The following is a 17,851-nucleotide window of genomic DNA, read 5'->3' on the forward strand; positions in this document are numbered from 1 at the left end:
GGTCGCATAAATCCGGGGGTTTCATATAATCCGGCCCTTTAAATCAAAGGTAATCTAGTTATGGCAAGTGGCGGCAACCAGTTTCAGAAACGCGGATCAAACTTCGGACGCAGCGACAACGTGTCGCGGACCAACAAGCATGGCTCCAGCTCCAAGGCGCTGATCAAAGATGAATCCGAACTCGAAGCATTGCTGGACCAAACGAAAACACCGCTGGTCTTGATTCTCGACTGCATTCAAGATCCGCACAACCTCGGCGCCTGCCTGCGGTCCGCCAACGGCGCCGGCGTGGATGCCGTGATTATTCCGCGCGACAAAGCGGCGCCGGTGACCGCGACCGCCGTTTCCGTCAGCTGCGGCGGCGCCAGCCACACCCCAATCTTCCGCGTCACCAACCTGGCGCGCACCATGGAATCCCTCAAAAAACGCGGCATCTGGATCGCCGGAACCTCGGATCACCTGGGCACCCAGGATCTTTATGAAACAGACCTGACTGGACCGCTGGCGCTGGTGATGGGCTCGGAGGCCAAAGGCATGCGCCAACTGACGCGGGACAAATGCGATTACCTGGTCTCATTCAAAATGGCGGGGTTTGTGGACTGCCTCAACGTCTCCGTCGCCACCGGCGTCTGCCTCTTCGAAATTGTCCGGCAGCGGAAAACGGCTAACGCCTAGTACCCCCTAGTACCGCGCCGCAATAATTGTCCTGCATGTGGCATTAAAAATGCGTTGTTTCACGAAGAAAAGCGGCCTGCGACCTGGCGCAGCCATTGCTTTTCGTTCTGTCGAATTAAACGAAACAACATAAGGACAAAAAGATGAAGAACTTGATAATCAACACTCTGTCGGCAGCGGTTTGCATTACCGTGGCTGGATGCAGCACCAGCGGAACCACGGTGAGCAATTTCAGCACCATCCGTGAATACACGTTGCGCAACAAGAGCGGCATGGAAGTCCGCGTCAGCAACTATGGGGCAACGATCACATCGATTGTCGTGCCTGACCGGGTCGGCAACATGGCCGATGTTGCGCTAGGCTACAACATGGCCGAAGGCTACATCAACGCAGTTGACCGCCCCTATTTCGGCAGCGTCATCGGCCGTTACAGCGGCACCATCGCCGACGGAAAATTCCAACTCGACGGCAAACAGTTCCAACTGCCGGTCAACAAGAGCGGAAACCATGAAAACGGCGGAAGCATGGGCTTCGACAAAGTGGTCTGGCAGTCCCGCGTGTATGGCAACTCAATAGAATTCAAGTATTTGTCGAAAGACTTGGAAGAGGGATACCAAGGCAATCTGTCGGTTAAGGTGATTTACACCCTGTACGCAGACAACACGCTCCAGATTGAATACTATGCAGAAACCGACAAGGCCACGCCGGTGAACCTGTCGAACCGCACCTACATCAACTTGGCCGGAGAAGGAAACGGAACCATTCTCAGCCATGAACTGATGATCAACTCGGAAGCGTTCACCCCGGTGAATGAGAAGCGGGTTCCGACCGGTGAAATACGCTCCGTAAAAGGCACCCCTTTCGATTTCCGCATTCCGAAACCGATCGGCCGGGATATCGGCAACGAAGACGAACAACTTCTGCTGGTCGATGGATATGACCAAAACTGGGTGCTGAGCAAGGGTGAAGGCGGCGTCACTTTGGCGGCATCAATCTACGAACCGGGAAGCGGTCGCACGCTCCAAGTATCCACAATGGAACCGGGCCTGCGGTTCTACAGCGGCAATGGTCTGGACGGACGCCTTAAAGGGAAATCCGGCAAGCGCTATTCCCTGAACGGCGGTTTCTGCCTAGAGCCCCGGCATTTCCCAGACAGCCCGAACCACTCTCAATTCCCGACCACAATTCTGCGCCCTGGAGAGCAATTCAAATCGATATCGGTCTATAAGTTCGGCGTGAAATAAGCCCAACTGACCCTCGGCCCATTTACGGCGCTTGCTTTCCTCAGAAAGCAGGCGCCGTTTCTTTTTAGCTGCGCCAAAGGCTATCCCCGTATTCCCAACCCTTGCGCACCGGATCCTTGAGGTATTGGTTGAGCTCGGGACGGTTGGTGATTCTCATCTTCTTGGAGTCCCACTCGATCTTGCCGCCGTGGTTCACGGCAATGATGCCGAGCAGCATGATTTCGGTGAACGGAGCGGCGTAGTCAAAATTAGCGCCCGGCTCCGGCCCGCCTTTGATGGCGTTGACCAACTCGAGGATCGGGCCACCCTTGATGCGCGGATATTTTTCGTCGGGATAGCCCGCGGCCTTGAACTCAATGGCTGCTTCCTTATTGGTGAGGCGCGGGTTGTTGGAGCGGTTGTCGGTGAACCCATTGTTCTTGTCGCCATAATAGAAGGTGCCGGCACCGGGTATGTTGCCCGGCCAAGTCCAGTCGTCGGGGGCGCTCGGACGGAAAATCTTCGAGTCGCCGTTGTACCAATAGAAGGTGCAGGGTTCCTTGGTGCCGCGTTTTTCAAAATCGAAACGGACGCGGCAGCCGTCGGCCACCATCCATTTGTCGCCGCCGGCCACTTTTTCAGCTTCAATCGATACCGGCTCATAGAGATCCAGCAGCCAGATGGGCGCATCGGCCACATGGCAAAACCAGTCGCCGAAGGTGCCGGTTCCATAACGGTTGAATCCGCGCCAGGTTTTTGGGTGATAGAGCGAATTGAACGTTGTCGGGCCCGTCGGACCTTGCCACAGCTCCCAGTTCAGGTTTTCCGGCACAGGATCGTTTGACGGAGGAAGCGCGCCGGGACGCCTAAAATAGGGACCGCTCCAGTTGGGCCCTTTAATGTAGCTATGCGCTTCTGAGATCTGTCCAAAAATGCCGGCCTCATACCATTCCCGCAGCTGGCGGATACCGTTGTAGGTATGCCCTTGATTGCCCATGTTCGTGAGCACTTTGTATTCATCCTTCGCCTTTTTCAGGGTGCGCGCCTGCCAAATATTGTGCGTCAGCGGCTTCTGCGTAAAGACATTGATCCCGTGTTCCATGGAGGCCATGGTTGCTGCAAAATGCGTGTGGTCGGGCGTATTCACGCAGACCATGTCGATTTCCTTGCCCATCTTATCGAGCATCACCCGGAAGTCGCTGAATCGGGCGGCGGAGGGGTTGCTCGGATGTTTTTTCAGGTTTTTGTCAATCATGCTCGAGTCGACATCGCACAACGCCACAATATTTTCTGTCTGCGTCCCGCCATACGCCTGCCCCGCAATATTGCCGGTGCCAATCATGGCCACATTGACCTTGCTGTTGGCCGATAGGCCGGGTTTCCCGATACTGAATAACGGAATGGTGGTTGAAGCCGCAACGGCCGTTTTCTGAAATGATCTGCGATTCATTTTCTTCATAGCGTTTTCTTTTCCCTAGGTTATTAAAACATGAACGATATCCAACCCGCCATCTGGACACGCCGGAGATCAAATATCTGCAATCATCGCTCCTTCAACCTTGAACTCTCCCGCCCCCTGTGCCCAAATTTCCAGTTCCTATGAACGACGCCCTAAAAACCTATATTAAACAATACATCGAGTTGGAATCCGGCATGCAGGAGCTGGTGCTCAAGAAATGCAGTTCGCTTTGCGCGCAATGTACATCCGTTTGCTGCGACATCGTCATGTGCGTCGAAGCCATTAAAAGCCCTTTCCTCAAATTGGTGCATCAGCAAGCCGATCAGTTCGATGAGCAGAACGGGTTCCTATCCGCAACCGGTTGCTCGCTTAAACAGGGGCGCCCCTCCGTCTGCTATGAATATTTCTGCGACAACCAGTTTTATTTCCAGCCCGACGACCTCCACGCCGAAATCCTGCAGACCTTGGGCGCATTGCTGCACCACGCAACGAAAGACGCCAAAAGCGACCTTCCGCTCGAAGACATCATGCAGGAAGAGGATCTCGACCTGCTGGACTTCCAACAATTGGAAAGTCAGATGGCGGAAAGTTTGCAGGCATTGGATATCATCCGCACCTTCTACCGCGACGGCACCCTGACTGAAGACGCGCGCAACGCGCTCAAGCTCATTCAGATCCCAGAAGAATTCGATACCCCGGCAGAAGCCTCTGCCCAAAGGTAATCGTGGCCGGGTTCAGCCTGCCCAGACTGCCCGGCCTTTAAAAACCATGAAACGTGCTTACATCGAAATCAGCAACGCCTGCAATCTGAGTTGCAGCTTTTGTCCAAGTCCGGGAATCACCGGACAGCGGCAGTGGATGTCGGACGAGTTATTCCAAACCACACTGGACGGACTGCAGGGTGTGGTTGAAGAGGTTTATCTACACGTACTGGGCGAACCGCTGCTGCATCCCCGCCTTGAATTCTTTCTAAAAGCCTGCAACGACCGGAACCTGAAAGTAAACATCACAACCAACGGGTTGCTGATTGAAACATGCACATCGGTTTTGCTGGAATCAGCCAACTTGAGGCAGATTAACTTTTCGGTTCACGCACTCCACGAAATGACTTCGACAAAAGAAGCATCGCAAGCGCTGACGGCTATTCTCAGCTTTTCAACGCAGGCCATGGAGCAGCGTCCCGACCTCTACATAAATCTCAGGCTGTGGAATGAAGATTCCCGCAGTGAACCGGCACTGCACCATTGGAATGCGGAAACATGGCAGCGCATTTCGGCAGCTATTAACGGATCATCAACTTTACCGCCGGCATTCGATCCCCGCAAAAAAAGACAACGGCTTAACGGACGAATCAGCCTGCATATGGATTCCCGCTTTGAATGGCCGGCGGATTCGGAAAAGGAATCATCCCGGACCCGCGGAACCTGCCAGGCACTGAAAACACATTGCGCCATCCTGGCCGACGGACGGATAGTGGCCTGCTGCCTGGATTATCAGGGAGACCTAGAACTGGGGCATGTACTGAAGGACGGCATTAGAGCCGCACTCGACAGCCCCCGAGCCCGCGCCATGCGCAAGGGATTTGATCAGCGGAACCTAGTCGAACCCTTCTGCCAAAACTGCACCTTCTGCCAGCGCTTCAGCTGATGAGGAATGCTTCGAAGCATGATTTGTAAAACCGCGAAGTATAATTCCAGCAGGGAATAGTGTCGCAGGCACGGTTCAATAACGAAGTGTCTCAAATGGTGAAAAGTTGGCCTGTAACTCCTCGCAGAGCCAAACTTCAGCATGAAGCACGATTAGTTTTGTTCCTTGGCACGAAAATTACAAACCACCCGCTCAATAAAATCAGCCAGTGCATTGGGATCGTTCTTATCGACTACCGCATCCATGAAAGCGCTTTCTAACTCAGAACCAAAGCTCTTGATGATTGCACCCAGCGACTCGATTCGGCGTTTTAACTCCTCGGGATCGTCACTCTCCCAATAGCCGCCTTCGTCCGTCACCTTCAGGTTGGGAATATATTTCCGCTGAATATAACGCAACAAACCCACCAGCCAGATATGGGAGGCCTCCCCTGCATACTGCGTCTTCACCGCAACACTAAAAATCGCATTTTCCCGCGTCCACCCTGCAATCAAATCGCCCAGCGCGTGCATCCGCCCCTTGGAATCGAAAAGAAATGGGATCGACTCCATCTCCGACGCCGGACACAGAATGATCCCCCGCAGCCCCTTCTCGTCGTCATTCACCGGAACCGATTCTTCGAATTCCAACGACGTCGCAATATCCGCCAGCTCCGCACACAGCGGTTCAATCATATCCGCCCGAATCGTCCCACTAAAATGAATTGATACGCCCATAAATATCTCCTCCGAGTTGGAGGGACGACCTCCGTGTCGTCCTAGGACGGGACAGAGGCCCCTCCACTCTGCCCCCACCCTGCCGCCCCATCAGCCACTGCTTTAAGATGGGCTGCGGCAAACTTCATTTCTTAGGCTCCAAAGCATTGATTACGGTTTCCAGCTCACGCAGGCCGACAATCATCTCATCGAAAGAAGGACGACGGCCGAAAATCATTTCCTGCATAGCATCATAATCTTTGCGCATGGCATTCAAAATCCGCTCCGGAGGAAGAAGCCTCAGCGACCCCGGCTTGGCCAGCTCATATTGCGCCCAGCCACGCGGATAAAACTGTTGCTTAAATTTTACAACATCATTCAATAAATGCAGATCACCTAATGCCCGCTGCTTCACCTCTGACTTTGCCATCAGGTACAGGTCGTAATAATGCCGAGAATAGCGCACCGGCACCGGAGAATTTTCCGGCCGATGAGCTTCATGGTGAAGGATCGTTGCTTTTTCCCAAAAAGTGCGCTCAGCCTTAATCGCATTCACAGAACATCGAGGGCATTCAAACAGATCCGGAAAAGCTTCGGCGGCATATGAGCTCACCTCATAGCGCGCATTCGGAATCCACTGCGCCAACGGGCCGATTTCCAATCTCACTTCCGGTCTAAGATATTCGCTCGAAAAACTGGAGGGATACCGGATATTAATCACATCCGGCGCATGCTCCTCGATCGTTGCGACGCAGACTCCGCCCACAAGACGAATCACCTCTGGCAAAAACGTGTGCACAATATATTCACGGCACAGCACCGGAACCAATTTGTTAAACTCATCCTGCTTCGTTTTGGAACGGTCGGCCATAGGATCCTCTGAAACCACTTCCTCCCAATCTAAAATCAGATCGATATCCTCCGAAAAGCGATCGATCAGCCCAAATACTTTCGAGAGCGATGTGCCGCCTTTAAACAGGATTTTTGGAGCCAGAAGCTCAGAAGAAAAAAGACGACCCAACACCCAGACCACCCAGAAGTCCTTTTCGATGGCTTCCGCCGAAAGACTCATCCGTTCGGATGCCTGCCTGAAATACAGGGCCTGCTCAGACAGGGGTAGCTTCACAAACCGATTCATGCGCCACCCGCCTTTCCATTCGCCAGCTTGCGAAAAATTTCCGCAATCCAGCCCGGGGCATAGCAGATATCCTTCATCAGCTGGTCACAGGCCGCCCTATCCAAACGGCGGTTCAGCTGCGCAATAATTTCGTCATCCACATGCTCTTTCCCGAGATGGCGCAGAGCCTGAATGACCAGCCCGCTGATTCTTCCGGCGGGGGCCATGTTGCGCGGGGTTGTGCGTTTCAAAATGATTTGACGGTTGCCAACCTGAACGATGCGCGATGCTCCATCCGTCAGATAGACCATCCTTGCGGGAACCTGTGTCGACAATCCCAGCAAATTAGCGGCATACGCCCCAGACGGCTGAAGCCGAATCGCCTCCCGTCCCGCCAAAGCCTTTGCAATGGCATCCGCAGAAGGGGCAAGAACCCCAAGTTTGGAATGAGTCTCCGGATAGTCGTAAAGCCCCCGGGCCAACTGCCGGATTTGGCCCGCTTCGCGCAACCGCTGAAGATTGGTTGAGACGGTTGAGCGCCCACACATATCCTCGAAATTGGACGGTGTAAAAACCCACCCCCTTCCACGGGACTTTATCCGCGCAAGAATCCTTTTACCAATCTGTTGGGCCTTTTTACTCATACATATATTGAGACAAATAATGATCTTTATTTGTCACAAACTACACCCTTTTACTGACAAAGCAAGCCCGTTTATTCTGACGCGGCACCCCTCGTTGCACTAAACGGCATTTCATAGGATCGACCCCTTAATTTCAGATCCCCGAGGAATTCGACGTCCCCGCCGAGGCCTCAGCCCGTTAAAATGTGTCGCAGGCGTCCCGCCTGCTCCCTGCAATGTTATAATTGTCTTTTTGGAGGGACGACCTCCGTGTCGTCCTAACGGCGGAGAAGCCGTACCGGAATATTCCTCCGACTTGACAAAGCCATACTTTTAGCCCATATGAATATGCATGAAAACGACATTAAACATTGATGATGACATTCTGGCCGAGGCGGGGCGTTTAACAGGCATCAAGGAAAAGACGACGTTGGTTCGGCGTGGACTTGAGGCGCTCATCGCTATGGAAAGCAGCCGGAGGCTCGCCAGCCTTGGCGGAACGGAAAAGGAGCTGAAACCTGTTCCGCGCCGACGGAGCGCCGCCTAATGGTGTTGGTCGATACTTCCGTTTGGATCGACCACCTGCGATCCAGCAACACAACACTCACCACATTGCTTAACGACGGTGAAGCAGCGATCCACCCCTTCATCATCGGTGAACTGGCGTGTGGAAACCTTAAAAACCGTAAAGAGATCTTATCGCTCCTACACGCCTTGCCACATATTGATAAAGCCGATGACGATGAAATCCTGTTTTTCATTGAGAAACATAAACTGATGGGTCTTGGGATCGGCTTGATCGACATCCACCTGCTGGCATCGTGTAAACTTGGCAATGCACAGCTTTTCACCCGCGACAAACGCCTGCGCCAAGCGGCCGAGCACCTCGAAGTCTCAATCTCATAACAACGATTATCCTGCCTCTTCTTCCTTGAACTGCCCTGCCCCCTGTGTCCTTATGTCCGGCTCTTATGGATCAGTCGGAAACAAAGAAAGTTCTCAATACGGTGAAACAGTCGCTCGACGGCTTGCTGCTGCGCGACCGCGGGCACCTGAATGCGCTGATGCGGCGGGTGCGCCAGTGCATCCACGATAGCAAGCCGGCCGACAAGCTGGTGGCCAAACTGCAGGAGGTGCATGTCCAATCCTTGGAACGCGCGCAAAAGCGGGCGGCGGTGCAGCTTAAACTGGACTATCCTGAAAATCTTCCCATCTCCGGAAAACGCGCGGACATCCAAAAGCTGATCGAAGACCACCAGGTCGTGATTGTCTGCGGGACGACGGGATCGGGCAAGACGACCCAGCTTCCGAAGATTGTGCTCGAAGCCGGTGCCGGCAAGACCGGACGCATCGGCGTCACCCAACCGCGCCGTTTGGCGGCAACGGGCATGGCGCGGCGCGTGGCCGAAGAGATGGACACCAACTACGGCAAAGGCGTCGGCTGCCAAGTGCGCTTCGACGACCAGACCTGCGACGAGACGATCATCAAATTCATGACCGACGGCATCCTGCTGGCCGAAACCCAGCGCGACCGCCATCTGCAGCAATACGACTGCATCATTATCGACGAGGCTCACGAGCGCAGCCTCAACATTGACTTCCTGCTCGGCTACATTAAAAACCTGCTCAAGGTCCGGCCGGATCTGAAAGTGGTGATCAGCTCGGCCACGCTCGACGCCAAAAGCTTTTCGGCCTTTTTCAACAACGCGCCGGTCATCGAAGTGGAAGGCCGCACCTATCCGGTAGAAGACTTTTTCCTCCCGCCGGGCAAGGACGAGGAGCTTTCGAACCATATTCTGCGCGCCATGCGTTGGATCTCGGATGTGGACGACGAAGGCGACGTGCTGATCTTCCTGCCGGGCGAGCGCGAAATCAAAGACGCCACCAAAAAGCTCGACGGCCAGCATTTTAAAAACACGGAAGTGCTCCCCCTTTTCGGACGGCTGAGCATGGGCGAACAGCAGCGCGTTTTTAAGACCGGCGGACGGCGGCGCATTATTCTGGCGACCAACGTGGCCGAAACCTCCATCACCATTCCGGGCATCCATTATGTGATCGATTCCGGGCAGGTGCGGCTGAGCCGCTACAATCCGCGCACGCAGGTGCAGGGCCTGCAGGTCGAACAGGTGTCGCAGGCCAGCGCCCGCCAGCGGCGCGGCCGGTGCGGCCGCGTGACCGACGGCATCTGCATTTATCTCTACGACAAGGACACGCTCGAAGACTGCGCACAATACACCGACCCCGAAATCCGGCGCACGTCGCTCGCGGGCGTGATCCTGCAAATGAACCTGCTCGCCCTGCCCCCCATCGAACAGTTTCCGCTGATCGATCCACCCTCGCCTGCGCTGGTGCGAGAGGGCTACAAGGCGTTGCAGGACATCGGCGCAATCGACGAGGACCGCAAGCTCACCAAGCTCGGGCGCGACATCTCGGCCTTCCCGACCGACCCGCATCTGGCCCGCATGATTGTGCAGGCGCACAACGAAGGCGCACTGCCGGAAACCCTCGTGCTCGTCGCGTTCCTCTCCATTCAGGATGTGCGCGAGCGCCCGACGGAAAAGGCCGATGCCGCCGACTTGGCGCACAAGCAGTGGGTTGAGCCGAAATCCGACTTCATTACGATCCTCAACCTCTGGAACGCCATCGAGGACGAGCGGGGCGCAGGCGGCTCGCACGGCAAGCTGCGCAAATACTGCAAGAAGAACTTCATCAACTATCGCCGCATCATGGAGTGGACCAACCTCTGGCGCGACTTGAAACAGACCGTGCGGGACCTAGGCTGGAAATGTGGGGAAGGCATCTCTGCCTGCCCTGAGCAGGCTGGGAAGCCTGCTCCACAAACTTACGACCTCGTCCACCGCAGCCTGCTGGCAGGCTTGCCGGCCAATATTGGATTGAAGGGCGAAGGCAGCGAGTTTACCGCCGCGCGCAACCGCAAGTTTTTTATCTTTCCCGGCTCCGGCCTGTTTAAAAAACCGCCTGAATGGGTGATGACCTTTGCGCTGGTGGAAACCACTCGGCTCTATGCGCGCGTCGTGGCGGAAGTCCAACCGGAATGGCTGGAGTCCGTTGCGCCGCACCTCTGCAAAGCGGTCTACAAAAATCCTGCATGGGATGCAGACAAGGGCTTTGTCTATGCGAAAGAATCCATTGTTTCGGGCGGCCTCACCCTGCTATCCGGACGCAACGTACACTTTGGCCCGATCAACCCCGAAGAAGCGCGGAAGATGTTCATCCGCGAAGGCATGGTTCCCGGCAACCTGAGCACGCACGGCGGATGGCTTAAGCTGCACCAACGCATGCTCGACGACATCCACGGGCTGGAGGAAAAGATTCGCCGCCCCGGCGCCCTGCTTGACTTCGACGCAATCTCCGAGCATTTCGACGCCTTGCTTCCGCCGGACGTCTATTCCGTTCAAACCCTGGAACAGTGGATTCGCAAATCAAAGGCCCGGATTGCGATGCGCCTACAGGATGCGATGTATCCGCAAGCCACACCGATCACGCTGGAAAACTTTCCCGACAAGCTGACGTTCCATCACGAGGAATTCCACCTCATCTACACCTTCGATCCCGGCACAGAGCTCGACGGCATGGCGATCGTCTGCCCGACGGACAAGCTGGCCTTCCTGCCCGACTGGGCGCCCGACTGGCTCGTTCCGGGCTGGCTGGAGGAAAAGGTCAACCGCCTGCTGCGCACCCTGCCGAGAAACCTGCGGACCACCATTGCCCCGATCGACCAGACGGCACGCGCTTTTTGTCACACCTGCGCAGGTGTGACAGACCGCCCGCTGCTCACCGCGCTTTCGAATTTCCTTCAGAGCGAATTCAAGCTGCCGGTCGATGCATCCGACTTTGATGAATCGGGTTTCCCTGAATTCCTGCGCATGAAGGTGATTGAAACGCAGAACGACGAGATTGTCCGGGTGCATACCTCCATCTCCGCCGACCACCGCCTGAATGCGTACCGCAGCAGCACCGAGCTGACGTTCGCCAAGTGGACGCTCCCCCCGCAAAAATCATGGCCGGGCGATGCGCTGCCGGAATTCATTACCAGCGACGACAGCAAAAAAACACGCGGCTATCCGGCTCTGACTGCCGAAGCCGCCGGTGTTGGGCGCTGCGTTTTCTTGAGCCCGATCGATGCGGACCATTCGCACCGGGCCGGACTGGCCCAGCTGTTCCGCATCCAGCAGGCCGACCAAGTGAAGTATGTGGAAAAGCGTCCCCCGCTCACCCCGATGATGCAGCTGACCCTGTCGTCCATCGACAGCGATTTCCTGACCGATCTTTTTGATGTCGCGATTGTCGATGCGCTAACAAAGGATGGGCGAATTGAAATACGGGATGCAACCCTCTTCAAAGAACGGTCGCTGGCTGCCCGCTCTACACTCTACGAAACCGCGGCAGAGGCGGCGGCAATTCTCGAAAACATGCTCGAACAACGAGAAACAATTGTGGTGGCGATCGGAAGCCTCAGCGCCGAATTTGACACGATGCATGATCTGAAAATGCAGCTGGAGTTTTTATTCCGCCCCGGCTTCCTGAAGACCCTCGATGTATTCAGTCGCTACCCGCGCTATCTGAAAGCCATGCAGATCCGCATCCAGCGCATCCGCAACAACGCCCAGACCGACACCCGCAAACTGGCTGAAGTGGAGCCGTTCCAGAACCGACTCAACGAAACGCTGCTCAAAAACGACAACATTGCCGAGGCGCACGGTCTGATCGAATTTGCAATGATGCTCGAAGAGTTCCGCGTCAACCGCTTCGCTCCGGAAATCAAGACCCCTCAGAAAGTTTCCGCCCAGAGGCTGGAAGAAGCTTGGTCAAACCTGGTTCAATAGCCTCGACTTGCTAGCACGTTAATGGTGGGGCCGGATTCCGATCCGGCGTCTCCCGAACGACGGGCGCCGGATCGGAATCCGGCCCCACATCGGAACAGCCGAGATCGAGTGAAGCTTCCCTAGCGCGGCACGAAATACAGCTTGAACTGCGCCTTTTGGGGATCAATGCCTATCGCATCCAGATTTGCCGACAGCTTTTCGTCTTGGATATCAAACTCCATTTCATGCTCTTCACCTGCTTGAAGGGAAACAGTCGCTAAAAGCCGTTCGCTGCTCTCATCGGCAAGGTACAGGTCGCCTTCAACCGGAGCTCTGTAGATAATCGTATATCCACCGCCTACCAGATATTCGCGTCCGGGGATGCCGTCAAAATCAAAGTTGTTTTTCCGAACTTCAACCTCATCCGTTCTCCATGATTGACAACCGGATCCCGCTAGGAACAAGCCGCCGAGCAGGATTGCAAGCACATGCCTGTTAGCCCTCATCTTGAACACTCCTTTCCACTATTAACCGCATTCCGGTCGGGAACGTTTCCCTCCCATGCAATGCGTTCAGTTAGACAGTGAAACCGGCGTTCCGCTCAATTTTATAAGGAACTGAACTACAGTTTTTCGCCGCAGCTTTTGCAGAACTTTGCATCGATGTCGTGCTCGGCGTGGCCGCATGCTCCGCATTTCCGGCCGTTTTTATGCTGTGCGGCGGAAAGCCCGAGTTCGGCGGTGATGATGCCCGACGGGACGGCGATAATACTGTAGCCGATGATCATGATGCACGCCGCCAAGGTCTGCCCCAGCGGGGTGTGCGGCGAGACGTCGCCATACCCCACCGTGGTGAGCGTAACAATGGCCCAATAGACCGATTGCGGAATGCTGGAGAAGCCGTTGGCTTCGCCCTCAATAACATACATCAAGGAGCCGATGATCACAACGATGGTCATTACAACCACCAAAAAGATGCCGATTTTGCGACGGCTCGACACCAGTGCATTTTTAAGCAGATCCGCCTCGCCCACATACTGCGCCATCTTAAGCACCCGGAAAATGCGCAGCATCCGCAGCACCTTGACGACATCGAGAAAACGCGTCCCCGGGATAAAAATGCCGATGTAGAACGGAAGAATCGCCAAGAGGTCGACCACGCCGAAAAAACTGCGGGCATAGCGCAACGGCTTGCGGGTGCAATACAGGCGCAGGGCATACTCAACCGTGAACAATCCTGTAAACAGTGCATTCAGCGGAAACAGCCAAACCCCGTGCGCGGCGCGGATCTCCGAAACGCTGCTCAGCATGGTGAGGACAACGCTGGCCATGATGGCAACAAACAGCAGTACGTCGAACAGCTTGCCGGCCGGTGTGTCGGCCTCGAAAATAATGGTGTAGAGCCGCTCTTTAAGGGATTGGTCACTCATGGCATTCGCATCCGACAGGGGTGATTTCCAAATGGTGGACGGGATAGTTTAAGCCCGGCAGCTCCGCATTGCCGATTCCGATGGCACAGTCGCCCAGACCCGAGCCCGAAATCTTGGCGCCAAACACTTCGGGATCGCTTTGCAGTGTCCAGACAATCTCCTGCAGCTCCGGCGTGTTGACGCCCATCTCGGCCATCAGCTGCTGGTTGCGGTTGAGGATTTTTCCGAAGGCGGCGAGGTCGCGGCGCTGAAGGCAGGCCACCGCCTCTTGCACGCCGGCGTCGATCTCGGAATAGATGCGCTCATATTTTATGAGGTTCACGGCGCGCAGCTGTTCGACCTTCAGAATCACTTCCGGCGTCGGGGTCTTGTAGCCGCAATAGACCGCCGTCAGCGGCACCGAAACCGCCACGGGCAGGAACTCCGGTGCGGTGGTATAGCCGACCATGCCGCCATACACGCTCGCCGCTACATCAGCACCGGATCCCCGCCCCTGAACGGCATGAACCGTCTTCAACGATTCGGAAAACAACAACTCCTTTTCCGGTGGCTCGCCGAGGAGCCAATTCAGTATGGCGACGTGCGTTGCAACCGTTACCGCGGCCGACGAACCGAAGCCAATGTCGGCGGAGAATTCGGAGTCGATACGCAACTCAAAACCGGATGGGAATTGCCCGAAGTGCTGCCGGATCGCCTGCAGCACAAAGCGGAACGAGGGGTGGTCGGCAAGGTCCTCGAGCGGGCTTTCATACTCCCCTAGGCTGGACATAATGCGGAAGGAATCGTCCTTGCTCGGAAGCAACCGAACGGTGATACGCCGATTGATGGCGCCAACCAAAGCATGGCGCCCGTGAAGCACGGCATGTTCGCCCAGCAGCATCAGGCTGCCGGGCGCTGAAGTTGTAATGGTGGGCGCATCGGCCATCGGCTAGACCATGCGGGTGCCAAGCGGGTCCCCACGAACGGGCGAAACCGTATAACCGTATTTTTGACAGAGCACAACAGGAGCAACATCGCCGAACACCAGAACGATGCCGCCTTGGTCTCCACTCACTGAACCCGCGCCACACACCTTGGCGGAACCGCCCCACGCCTCAATCTCGGCGATGAAGCACTGTACGCGCTGCGGCACCACGCCTATGGTGGCCAGCAAGCGGTTGTTTTCCCGAACAAGCCAATGGAGTTTCTGCTCGTCGTTATGGCGAAGCGCCTCCTCAAAGGCATTGGTGACGCTCTCGAACTCACTCCAGATTTCGCTGTTGCGGAAACGGCGCTCGACCTCCATCACGCACTCGCCTGTCGTCGATTCCGGAATACCGGTCTGCACCATGAACATCTTCATGCGGGGAAGCGAAATAGAAACGGCCTCGCCTTGCTGAAACCGCGCGCAACCGCCGTATAGAGAAATGTAGGAATCGACGCCGCTCGGTTTTCCGTGCTGCATCTTTTCGGCTTCCAGACTGTATTCATAATACCAGTCCGGCTTGAAATCCGTGCGCAAGTAGTGCCCGATCGCCCGAATTTCGCTCAGCACCGTGGCGGCGGATGAGCCCATCCCGCATCCCACCGGAATGCTGGAGCGCAGTTTGAGCACGAGCCCGGAATCGAGTTTGCGGTGCAGCCCGTCCAGCGTATGAATAAAGGCGAAGCGGAATAGATCGGCCGGTGCCGCCAGTACGTAGCCGATGCCGATTTCGCCGTTCAGGAATTCCCGGTATTTCCTTTCTGCGCGACGCTTGAAGTCGCGCAAGGCCAGCAGCGTGTGCGATCCATTGTCGGTGTCGCCGGGCAGATCAAACGAAATTTTGTCGCCGGTCTGGGGCGTCAGCTCAAAAACCGCGCTGCGGTCGATCGCCATGGCAATGGCCGGCTTGCCGTAGACCACGGCATGCTCGCCGCTCAAGATTATTTTGCCTGGCGCCACTGCTTTCATTCGCTAATCCACCAACGATTCATATTCACGCTTGTGCTGGCTGATGCCCGAGAACCGGAAGGGTCCGGTCTTGTATTGGGGGAACACATATTCCCCTCCGTCGGTCGGCACGCCGTAATTAAAGATGTCTTCGTATTGTTGATACGTCAGCTCGGTGCGGTTCTCCAGCAAATTCCGATGCTGATCAGCAAAGAGGAAGTCGCCGTATCCGGGTTGAACCACGCCACTGAAAAATTCGCCCACGCAGCCGGAGCCGTAGCTGTAGAATCCGACACGCTTGCCGGAAAGATCCTCCGCCGCCGTCTCAAGCAGCGAAGCTAGGCCAACATACATCGAACCGGAATAGCAGTTTCCCGTGACCCGGCTGTAGCGCAGCGACTCGTCGAGCAAGGTGTACATCGTCGCGTTGTCAGCTTCGACCTTAAACTTGCGGCACAGCTTCTGGTGCGCCTTTTCAGCCATTTTTGTAAACGGGATATGGTAGCAGAAACGGTCGAAATCGCTGAGCAACCGGCCGGTCAGTTCGGCATACTGTTTCCACGATTCGACCAGCGTATGGATATAGACCATCGTGGAATACTTGCCGTCGACGAAAGCTTCTGAACGGTAGTTCGGCCGCCAGAAATCCATCACGTCTTCCGTAACGTAGCCGCTCTCCGGCTCTATGGCCAGCAACCGCGGGTTAGCTGAAACCAGCATCGCGACCGAACCGCAGCCCTGCGTGGCTTCGCCGGGGCTGCCCAGCTCGTAGCGGGCAATGTCGGAGGCAATCACCAGCGCTTTCTTGCCGGGGTTGCGGGCCACAAAGGCGATCGCCAGCTGCAGGCCGGCAGTACCGCTGTAACACGCCTGCTTCAACTCAACCGTCCGGCAGCGCGCAGGCATCTCCAACAGGCCGTGCACATAAACTCCAGCCGACTTCGACTGATCGATCCCGCTTTCGGTGGCGAAGAGCAGCAGTTCAACTTCATCGAGTTCGCCGGCCTGCATCAAAGGATAAGCCGCGCTGGCAGCCAGCGTCACTACGTCTTCGTCGGGCGAAGGAATGCCCATTTTTTCCTGTCCGATCCCGACATAGTATTTGTTAACCTCGACCGAGCGTACTTCCGCAAGGGTCTTTAAATCCACATAATAGTGCGAAGTGTGGAAGCTGATTCTATCAATTCCAATATTCATTAAGAACTAGCTCCTCCCTGCCTTTAATATCGTTGATGCACCCTGCGCCCAGCAGGAACATGGCTGTTGTGAACTCGCGCTTCAGGCGACGGATCGCAACCTGAACGGCCTCGGCCGACTCGCGTGCCGGGTTCAGGAACGGCCGCGCCACACCGCACAGCGATGCGCCAAAAATAATGCTCTTGACCATGTCGATTCCATTGCGAATGCCGCCGGAGGCAATCAGTTCCACCTCATGGCGATAGGGCTTCATCTGCCGTAGCGCCACCGGTGTCGGGATGCCCCAGTCCTTGAACAGTTCGCCTAGCGATGGATTGTCGGAGCGCTTGCTTTCCACCATGCTCCACGACGTCCCGCCACTCCCCGCCACATCGATATACTTTATGCCCGCCGCCAACAGATGTTCGACATCCCGCGACGAAATGCCGGCGCCAACCTCTTTGATGATAACCGGTTTTTTCAAGGATCGCACAATCTCGGCAATCTTGTTCAGAAGGCTGGAAAAATCCGTATCGCCCTCGGGTTGCACCGCCTCCTGCAACGGATTCAGGTGCAGATACAGGCCGTCGGCGTCCAGCACCTTCACGGCCGCTTTGCAGTCGGCGAGGCCCAGATCATAGTTGAGCTGCACAGCGCCGAGGTTGCCCAGCAGCAACGCATTCGGCGCATGCTCCCGGAGCTCGAAGCTCGCCCGCGCCGCATCGTCGGACAGGAAGACGCGCTGCGAGCCGATCGCCAGCGCGACGCCCTCCGCCTCGGCTGCGATGGCCAGGTTGCGGTTGATCTTCACCAGTTCCTTGTCCGCGCCACCGGTCATAGAGGAGATCAGCAAGGGGAACGACAAATCCTTGCCGAGGAATTGGCAGGACGAATCGACGTCGGCCAGATTGAGCTCGGGCAGCGCTCGATGGGTCAGGTGGATGCGGTCAAAATAGGTTTGCCGACGATCAATCGCCCCGCCTTCCGAAACAATATTAATGTGGTCGAGCTTACGCTGGTTAATAGGTTCCATAATGCGGAGGACCTTATACCGTTTATCTAAGTGATG

The 17,851-nt window shown here is 55.9% G+C and carries 17 protein-coding genes; 7 read left to right on the plus strand and 10 right to left on the minus strand.

Going from position 1 to position 17,851, the window contains the following annotated elements; all coding sequences use genetic code 11:
• The first annotated feature begins 60 nt into the window (after window positions 1-60).
• Both rlmB and SCARR_RS05260 read left to right on the plus strand, forming a co-directional pair.
• Window positions 61-675 (plus strand): 23S rRNA (guanosine(2251)-2'-O)-methyltransferase RlmB, encoded by a 615-nt coding sequence (gene rlmB / locus SCARR_RS05255; protein WP_136060458.1) that lies wholly within the window; start codon window positions 61-63, stop codon window positions 673-675.
• 143 nt (window positions 676-818) lie between these two features.
• Complete coding sequence (locus tag SCARR_RS05260; protein WP_136060459.1) at window positions 819-1,919, plus strand: aldose epimerase family protein; 1,101 nt, start codon at window positions 819-821, stop codon at window positions 1,917-1,919.
• A gap of 64 nt (window positions 1,920-1,983) precedes the next feature.
• Here the strand turns inward: SCARR_RS05260 and SCARR_RS05265 are convergent, their stop codons facing one another.
• Complete coding sequence (locus tag SCARR_RS05265) at window positions 1,984-3,357, minus strand: Gfo/Idh/MocA family protein (protein ID WP_222846187.1); 1,374 nt, start codon at window positions 3,355-3,357, stop codon at window positions 1,984-1,986.
• A 140-nt stretch (window positions 3,358-3,497) separates the two neighbouring features.
• Here SCARR_RS05265 and SCARR_RS05270 point away from each other — a divergent pair, with 140 nt between their 5' ends.
• A complete protein-coding gene (locus tag SCARR_RS05270; RefSeq protein ID WP_136060460.1) occupies window positions 3,498-4,079 on the plus strand; it encodes a hypothetical protein in 582 nt (193 codons plus the stop codon).
• Window positions 4,080-4,125: 46 nt separating this feature from the next.
• Window positions 4,126-5,004: a radical SAM/SPASM domain-containing protein gene (locus SCARR_RS05275; RefSeq protein WP_136060461.1), complete on the plus strand. Its 879-nt coding sequence runs from the start codon at window positions 4,126-4,128 to the stop codon at window positions 5,002-5,004.
• 152 nt (window positions 5,005-5,156) lie between these two features.
• Here SCARR_RS05275 and SCARR_RS05280 read toward each other — a convergent pair whose 3' ends face one another.
• From SCARR_RS05280 to SCARR_RS05290, 3 genes are all read right to left on the minus strand, one after another.
• Window positions 5,157-5,720: a hypothetical protein gene (locus tag SCARR_RS05280; RefSeq protein ID WP_136060462.1), complete on the minus strand. Its 564-nt coding sequence runs from the start codon at window positions 5,718-5,720 to the stop codon at window positions 5,157-5,159.
• A gap of 124 nt (window positions 5,721-5,844) precedes the next feature.
• Complete coding sequence (locus SCARR_RS05285; RefSeq protein ID WP_136060463.1) at window positions 5,845-6,837, minus strand: nucleotidyl transferase AbiEii/AbiGii toxin family protein; 993 nt, start codon at window positions 6,835-6,837, stop codon at window positions 5,845-5,847.
• Window positions 6,834-7,460, minus strand: a complete 627-nt coding sequence (locus SCARR_RS05290) for a DUF6088 family protein (protein ID WP_136060464.1) — start codon at window positions 7,458-7,460, stop codon at window positions 6,834-6,836. Before SCARR_RS05290 ends, SCARR_RS05285 begins: the two co-directional genes overlap by 4 nt.
• Window positions 7,461-7,791: 331 nt before the next feature.
• On the opposite strand from SCARR_RS05290, the gene SCARR_RS05295 reads away from it, so the two are divergent.
• From SCARR_RS05295 to hrpA, 3 genes are all read left to right on the plus strand, one after another.
• Window positions 7,792-7,986, plus strand: a complete 195-nt coding sequence (locus SCARR_RS05295) for a type II toxin-antitoxin system VapB family antitoxin (protein ID WP_136060465.1) — start codon at window positions 7,792-7,794, stop codon at window positions 7,984-7,986.
• Window positions 7,986-8,345, plus strand: a complete 360-nt coding sequence (locus SCARR_RS05300) for a type II toxin-antitoxin system VapC family toxin (RefSeq protein WP_136060466.1) — start codon at window positions 7,986-7,988, stop codon at window positions 8,343-8,345. The genes SCARR_RS05295 and SCARR_RS05300 overlap by 1 nt, the downstream gene beginning before the upstream one ends.
• 65 nt (window positions 8,346-8,410) lie before the next feature.
• Window positions 8,411-12,286, plus strand: a complete 3,876-nt coding sequence (gene hrpA / locus SCARR_RS05305) for an ATP-dependent RNA helicase HrpA (protein WP_136060467.1) — start codon at window positions 8,411-8,413, stop codon at window positions 12,284-12,286.
• A gap of 119 nt (window positions 12,287-12,405) precedes the next feature.
• Here hrpA and SCARR_RS05310 read toward each other — a convergent pair whose 3' ends face one another.
• The 6 genes from SCARR_RS05310 to fni form a co-directional block, all read right to left on the minus strand.
• The gene (locus SCARR_RS05310) at window positions 12,406-12,771 is read right to left on the minus strand and encodes a hypothetical protein (RefSeq protein ID WP_136060468.1); all 366 of its coding nucleotides are present in this window, start codon (window positions 12,769-12,771) and stop codon (window positions 12,406-12,408) included.
• 116 nt (window positions 12,772-12,887) lie between these two features.
• Window positions 12,888-13,694 (minus strand): ion transporter, encoded by an 807-nt coding sequence (locus SCARR_RS05315; protein WP_136060469.1) that lies wholly within the window; start codon window positions 13,692-13,694, stop codon window positions 12,888-12,890.
• The gene (locus SCARR_RS05320) at window positions 13,687-14,619 is read right to left on the minus strand and encodes a mevalonate kinase family protein (RefSeq protein WP_136060470.1); all 933 of its coding nucleotides are present in this window, start codon (window positions 14,617-14,619) and stop codon (window positions 13,687-13,689) included. Before SCARR_RS05320 ends, SCARR_RS05315 begins: the two co-directional genes overlap by 8 nt.
• Window positions 14,620-14,622: 3 nt before the next feature.
• Entirely contained in the window at window positions 14,623-15,627 is a 1,005-nt protein-coding gene (locus SCARR_RS05325) for a mevalonate kinase family protein (RefSeq protein WP_136060471.1), read from the minus strand.
• 3 nt (window positions 15,628-15,630) lie between these two features.
• The gene (locus tag SCARR_RS05330; RefSeq protein ID WP_136060472.1) at window positions 15,631-16,803 is read right to left on the minus strand and encodes a hydroxymethylglutaryl-CoA synthase; all 1,173 of its coding nucleotides are present in this window, start codon (window positions 16,801-16,803) and stop codon (window positions 15,631-15,633) included.
• Entirely contained in the window at window positions 16,787-17,815 is a 1,029-nt protein-coding gene (fni, locus tag SCARR_RS05335; RefSeq protein WP_136060473.1) for a type 2 isopentenyl-diphosphate Delta-isomerase, read from the minus strand. Before fni ends, SCARR_RS05330 begins: the two co-directional genes overlap by 17 nt.
• Between the last annotated feature and the right edge of the window lie 36 nt (window positions 17,816-17,851).

This window comes from Pontiella sulfatireligans, from assembly GCF_900890705.1.
In the GTDB taxonomy this organism is placed as follows: Bacteria; Verrucomicrobiota; Kiritimatiellia; order Kiritimatiellales; family Pontiellaceae; genus Pontiella; species Pontiella sulfatireligans.